This is a genomic window from Nostoc sp. UHCC 0251 (genome assembly GCF_034932245.1).
In the GTDB taxonomy this organism is placed as follows: domain Bacteria; phylum Cyanobacteriota; class Cyanobacteriia; order Cyanobacteriales; family Nostocaceae; genus Nostoc.
In genome coordinates this window covers 1-6,154 of sequence record NZ_JAYGHD010000179.1, presented here as the reverse complement: position 1 = coordinate 6,154, position 6,154 = coordinate 1, and the positions used below count along the sequence as shown (strand labels likewise).

5 protein-coding genes are annotated in these 6,154 nt (G+C 35.7%); all 5 read right to left on the bottom strand.

Annotated features, from left to right (window positions below; translation table 11 throughout):
* Nucleotides 1–132: 132 nt before the first annotated feature.
* The 5 genes from VB740_RS16695 to VB740_RS16675 all read right to left on the bottom strand — a co-directional run bounded on the left by VB740_RS16695 (nucleotide 133) and on the right by VB740_RS16675 (nucleotide 6,116).
* Entirely contained in the window at nucleotides 133–369 is a 237-nt protein-coding gene (locus tag VB740_RS16695; RefSeq protein ID WP_323201084.1) for a pentapeptide repeat-containing protein, read from the bottom strand.
* A 30-nt stretch (nucleotides 370–399) separates the two neighbouring features.
* Nucleotides 400–4,059 (bottom strand): GAF domain-containing protein, encoded by a 3,660-nt coding sequence (locus VB740_RS16690; RefSeq protein ID WP_323201083.1) that lies wholly within the window; start codon nucleotides 4,057–4,059, stop codon nucleotides 400–402.
* Between the two features lie 442 nt (nucleotides 4,060–4,501).
* Complete coding sequence (locus VB740_RS16685) at nucleotides 4,502–5,467, bottom strand: transposase (RefSeq protein ID WP_323201082.1); 966 nt, start codon at nucleotides 5,465–5,467, stop codon at nucleotides 4,502–4,504.
* Nucleotides 5,468–5,649: 182 nt separating this feature from the next.
* Entirely contained in the window at nucleotides 5,650–5,838 is a 189-nt protein-coding gene (locus VB740_RS16680) for a hypothetical protein (RefSeq protein ID WP_323201081.1), read from the bottom strand.
* A gap of 32 nt (nucleotides 5,839–5,870) precedes the next feature.
* Nucleotides 5,871–6,116 (bottom strand): hypothetical protein, encoded by a 246-nt coding sequence (locus VB740_RS16675; protein WP_323201080.1) that lies wholly within the window; start codon nucleotides 6,114–6,116, stop codon nucleotides 5,871–5,873.
* Nucleotides 6,117–6,154 lie beyond the last annotated feature (38 nt).

Sequence of the window (6,154 nt, the reverse complement as noted above, 5' to 3'; positions counted from 1 at the left end):
GTTTTTAGCGATCGCAGCTTTTTTGCCCGATCTCACCAAATCGCGTTGCTCCCAGCAACAGTAATGTTGCGAATAATGGCGTATTTTCATCTCCTTTCATTGCCCTCCTAGTAATGTAAATACTAAGTATAGCTACGGTAAAAGCGATGGCGAAGGTGACGACGAAGGACAAACCTGCCGCTCCGAGGAAGACGATGGATTCGGCTCCACTTCTAGCGCACAAACTAGAAAACTAGCCCAACCCTTTTGCAGTCCAGCTTTTGCATTGCTAAAATTAGCCCCCATTAGAATAGCACCCGTAAAATCTGCTCCTCGAATATCCGCACCACTAAAGTTTGCCCCAGCCAAGGCAGCAAAGATGTTGAGCATAATTTTTGGGTGCAACTGCTTCAAATCCATTCAATTCTTGTTCAGTATCACATTTTTCTCTTCATCCTCTTGTTTTGGCAAAGGTATTGCTTGATCCGGTTTCATTGGTGGTTTAACTTCACCAGGTTTTAAATAATGTAAATTCGATTCACTAATAGATTGAATCCAACTATTAGTAGCATTCTGGATAATTTCTTGTTTTACTTTTAGCGCAGTTTCAGGTTCAAGCTGTTCTGTGGCCGAGAGCAATATCTCCAATTGGCGAACATTATACAATTCTTTATGATATCGATCCATGCGTTCATTTGCTGCTTTTCCACGGTCGAATGCTAACACAGTAACTGCTTGTAACAATACACCAACAAAAGCAGCGATGCCACTTCCACCAGTAAATGCTTGGGAGGTTTTGTCATTCTTGGCTATTAAATTAGATACACCATAGAATATAAGTATAAGTCCAGCAAGTGAAGTGCATATTGAGATGCTAAAACTTATATTTGCCTGTTTTCGAGCATCTTTGTAATTATGATCAATATTCGCAGTAAGCTCAGATGTATTCTTAGAAAGTTTTTGCTTTAATATCTCAGATTGCTTGGCACTAGTATAAGCTAATGCTATTTGGTTAGCATATACCTGATATATAGCTTTGTCCTCTTCTGAAAGCTCTTTTTCAAATGGTCTTGAAAAGAGTATCCACATGACACCTATTTTTTCGTTTCGTGAGGAGAAGGGAACGCATAATCCACAAGAAATACCTGATTCATTTATTTGCTTTTCATCGGAATTATTTACATTTGTGATTTTAGTAAGAAATTTAATTTTAGATAAATAAATATTTTTTTGCTCATCATACGCTTGTTGTTTTCGCTCATGATACACTTCGGTTTTTTGTTCATGATACACTTTTAAAGATATTTTTTTTAAAGTATTAATTCTATTATTACTAACATTTATAGGAATAATATTCTTGATCAAAATTTCCAATTTACCGCTTCGTTTTTGAATTGGAAAAACAATAACTTCATTGGCTCCTACCGCTTCTCTAGTCTGCCAAACCGCATTTTGCAGCATATCTTGAGGATGCAACGATTCAATTATTTTTTCTAAAGAGCGTTGCAGTCCGATCAATATGTTTTTTTGACGACTGACAGATTCAACAAGATTTTTCTTTTGAAACGCAATTGCAACTTGTCTTGCAAAATGTTCAATAACTTCCCTATGTACCTCAGTAAAGGCATAAGGTTCTTCATGTTCCAGGTTAATTACACCAATTATTTTATCAACACCTATGATAGGAACAACAAGTTCTGAGCGAGTTTCTTTTCTAAATTGAATATATTGTTGCCAATATTCCGAATTTTTACTCTTTTCTTCGTGAAGATCAGCAATAAGAATAGTTTTTCGTTGCTTTGCAGCAAGCCTTGTAATTCCTATTTTTTCTTTATTTATAAGGTTTTCTTTATTATCATTAAATTCATTTAATTCAACTAAAATAGATTCCGGCCAAGCAGCTTTGTAGTCGAGATTGCCGTTGTCAGTCAAGAGAGCTAGATAGCTAAAACTTGGATTTACCAGCGAATAGGCATAACGTACAATATCTCTTAGCAGTAGAGCTGGATCATATCGGGTAGCTATAACCTCAATCGCACTAGCAAGATCGGTGTTGGCTTTAGTCCAGGTTAGTCTTTCAGACAAAAACTCTTGATGATAAATTGTGCTGGCAGCTTGGCTTGCAAACAACTCAAGTGCGAATTTTTCAACTTCAGAAAAAGGTGTTTCCGAATATTTATTTAGATATAAAGCCCCAATAAGACGTTGTTCTTCTTTATTTTTAATCATCAAGGGAACAACTATTTGATACTTGATTCCTAGATTGATTAATTCTTCTGAAATACAGTTAAAGTTTCCAAATCTCTCGGAAAACTCCGTTGTCTTTTTTTCTCGAATTACAACATCTGTAGTGCCACTGCCATCCAAGCGGGGAGGTAGCTGCTTATTGTCTTCCGGGAAAGTATAGGGTTCACCTTTCATCCTATAAATTTCTTGCCCATTTGGTAATTTTGTGGAATCTAACCGATTAATAACTGCTGCCCTAGCACTAGTTACCTTTAACGCGTGTTCACAAATCTTTTTAAGTAAACTTGTCTTGTTTGTATTGAATACAAAATCATTCATTTTGCTGCTAATATCGTTCGAGTATTCTAAAGTCATGGTACGTTCAATTACCGTAGCCGTGCTTTGTGCAACAGCTTCAACCAAGTCTCGATCATAAATAGTAAAATGATCTTTCTTTTCCTTGTAGCAATTAATTACACCAATGATTCGGTTAGACTGGCTAACTTCGTTTTCGTCTATGTAAGGTATTATAGGCACTGCCAGCATGGAAAGATTGCTACCTGTAAAGTGCAAAGTTGGTTCAAATTCGGCACTTTCTGCCGCATTGGGTATAATTCTACTCTTTCCATCTATTAATACATAGCCTACAATTCCCTCTCCTTTCTTGAAACGTCTTTTTACCCTTGTCGATTGTTCTTCAATTTTTTTTGAGTCATTAGCTGCAACCCATTCTTCAAGAAAATCTTCGCTAACATTAATAGGAGACGAAACTTTAAAATATGTACAATTATCGCATTTCAGTTCATCCCTCAGCTTTGCAAGTATTTGTTGCATCAGTGCCTTACTCTTTAAATCATCTCCGATTTCACGTGTAATTTCTCTAACTACCCTGGCATTTCTTTCTTGTAAAAAATCTACGATAGTATCTGCTAGAATTTCACTATAGCCTTTAAGAAACTTAACCAGTTTGTCTTTATATCGTGCATAATGACCTGGAGTTTTGTGATCTAGAGTAATAATAGCTATACTTTTATTTTGACGTTTTGCAACTAAACCAACCCAAGAGTTAATATCATTTGTTGCATCCGCATTTTCCCAGCCTAATTTATGTAAGTATTCTGGATTAGTATCACGCAAATTCTTAAGATCATCTATGATAAATACGCCTTTTTCATTTACATTTTTGATCAAATTATCTTGATTGATTGGTTTGAGAAGTTGTCTGTCGGGATTTGAGCGAAGAGCGTCATATTTTAATAAATATCTTTCACTAGTCTCATTATCAATCAACGATATTGTAGCTCTATCATATCCAACTATTGGATTAGTTTTTAATTCAAGAAAAACATTTCCTACCATTTCCTCAAAATCGAATTTTTGAGATTCAAGAAAGTCTTTTTTAAACTTAAGCAGAGATTTATAATTTTTCATTTCTAAGCCTATTGATTCAATATAGGCTTCGAGAACATAGGAATTGAAAGGACAAGCGAATGCATATATCCCCCCTAACATTGCATCACAAGCCTTTTCTTGAATGGTTTCATTAAAGCCAAATACAACAATAATACCTAGATAATCAAGCTCCTTATGTTCATCTTTGAAGTGGGCTAAGTCATTCCAGATATAAGAATTCTCATCATCAATCCATACCAAAAAAACATCCCATACTAAGTCAAAAGCATTAAAACCTATAAGCTTTTCTTTTGCAGATGCAAGTGAATTTGTTTCTTCAACATCTATCTTGGAAGTTGCTCTAATATGTTTTAAAGCGTCTTCCCGATTCTGGCGAAATTCATCATCCCCATTTGATAAATTGAGAAATAGAAGTCTAATTTCTTTCGTTTGATTTTTCATATAAAATCCTTTATTAATTAAATATTAATGACAATTGATTATATTAGAGTCTTACTTTATTTTCCCTTAAAATAAGCCTAAAACAGAACATCCATTTAATTCGTCTTTGTGAAGCTTATTGACAAAATGATTCTACTTCAATAGCTTCTTTTATCACTTAGAGTTTTTCTCAATCCTTAGAGAATAAGCTTTTTAGCTTCTGGCTTAACCCGAACTCAGATTATGTAACTTCAATTTTTTCTTAGAGGAAAGCCCAAGCGTAGGCGCAGCCCTTTAAAGTAAACATTGCCACCTCACAACCCCAAATCCTGCTAAAATCCCTGTATCAAATATACCAACTACCATGTCTGGCAAAGGATTTGGACAACCCCAACCCACCAAAACCGATAAACTTTAGGACTTACGCATTGACAAAAAATATCATCTATGGAGTCTATGGATGCTAGATAATAACACCAGCACTAAGATTTGCAAAAATATGCTCACGGATCACAGAAGTAAACAAATTCCTCTGTACCTCATACCAATTGTTAATTATATTTTCCGAGCGCATAAACTCCAATTTAACAAATGCTTGAAGTGAACAAAATATGTGAGTCTTGATTGCACAGGTATCTCTAACCATGAACCGACAAATTCCACATACTTGTTTGATGGCCCGATGAAAGGTTTCAATGCTCCAATGAGTATCATGAATTGTGATAAACTCACTTCTAGTTATGTCTTTGATTTTTTCTTCATCAGGCAGATATAAAATATAATGTCTAGAGTCTTCTTTTTTAAAGTCTTTCCTAAACAACTTTATAAATCCAAATTCTTTGAGATGAGTTCTTAATCCTGATTCGGGAATAATGAGAGTGCTTACCTGGCAATACTTATGTGGCTCATTTGAGACAGTTCTATTTTTTTCAATTCCGAAGAGAAAACCCAGTTTCTGGTTTTTTAGAAATTTTAAATTTTCTACTCCTGAATACCAACTATCTCCTGTTACAATTCTTGGCTTGACTCCCCAGCTTATTATTTCACTCACCATTTCTCGAAAATAATCGTTTTTTGTTTTTCCCTCCTTTTTGTCATATATTCTGTAATTAATTGGTACTGAATTACCATTAACATCACTGTAATATAAAGTGATTAAATTTAAGCCAATGATAGTTTTATGGGCTTTCCCTGACCAAAAACAACTGATTAGTTCCGCATTTTTAGGGTCACTGTAAATCTTTTCTACTACTGTATCGTCTATACTTAGTATCCCTCCTACCAAATTGATGATTTTCTCTATTATTTTGAATAAATCTTTCGGTTCATATCTCTCTCTTAATAAAAAGCGATTCACGCTATCATGTGAAACGTCGCCTAATATCTCTGCCAACCTACTGCACCCCGCAAACTTCGGCTCTGACAGCAAAAATAAGGTGTAGAGGTCTAGATTACATTGTGCTGTGGAGGGTTTAGTAATTTCTCTGATTATCCGATACCTACAAAATATATGACCTATATTTATCAATCCACTATTTTGTTATTCTGTCAATGCGTAAGTCCTAGATCATTTAGTTGTCAAGATTTTTACCTTGCGGCTAATCCTCCGAACTAAGTTCTAGTTTCTAGCCAACGAGTCGCACTTCTGCATTGAATACAAGTAACATCAAATGCTGAATCCATCCACTCATAACCGCAAGCATGACAATGACAGAAAATATTATTACGGTTGGCATCTTTTATACCCTGATGCCATTGCTGTAGTTGGTCAGGATTTTGAAAAGGTAAATTATCAGACATTCTAGTAAGCCTCTTATCCTCACAAAAAAAGTTTACCCAAACGGTTGCCCCCACCGCTCCCAGTTCTCCTTATTGAAAGGCGATCGCCACTTCAAAATTAAACTCAATTCCAATTCTTGCCGTGCGCGTCGGTCAACAGGCGTATCCCACCAGAAAGTGATGTTGACTACTGTTTTCATTCCATAGCGATAATGCAAATCCTGGTAGCTTGCTATGTAATCCTTGCAGGCGTGAATCCCTTTCCACCGCTTGAAACTTTCAGCAAGTTTCCCCCACATACAGCACTAGTCCAGCCGCAGAGTCAACAACAAAGTAC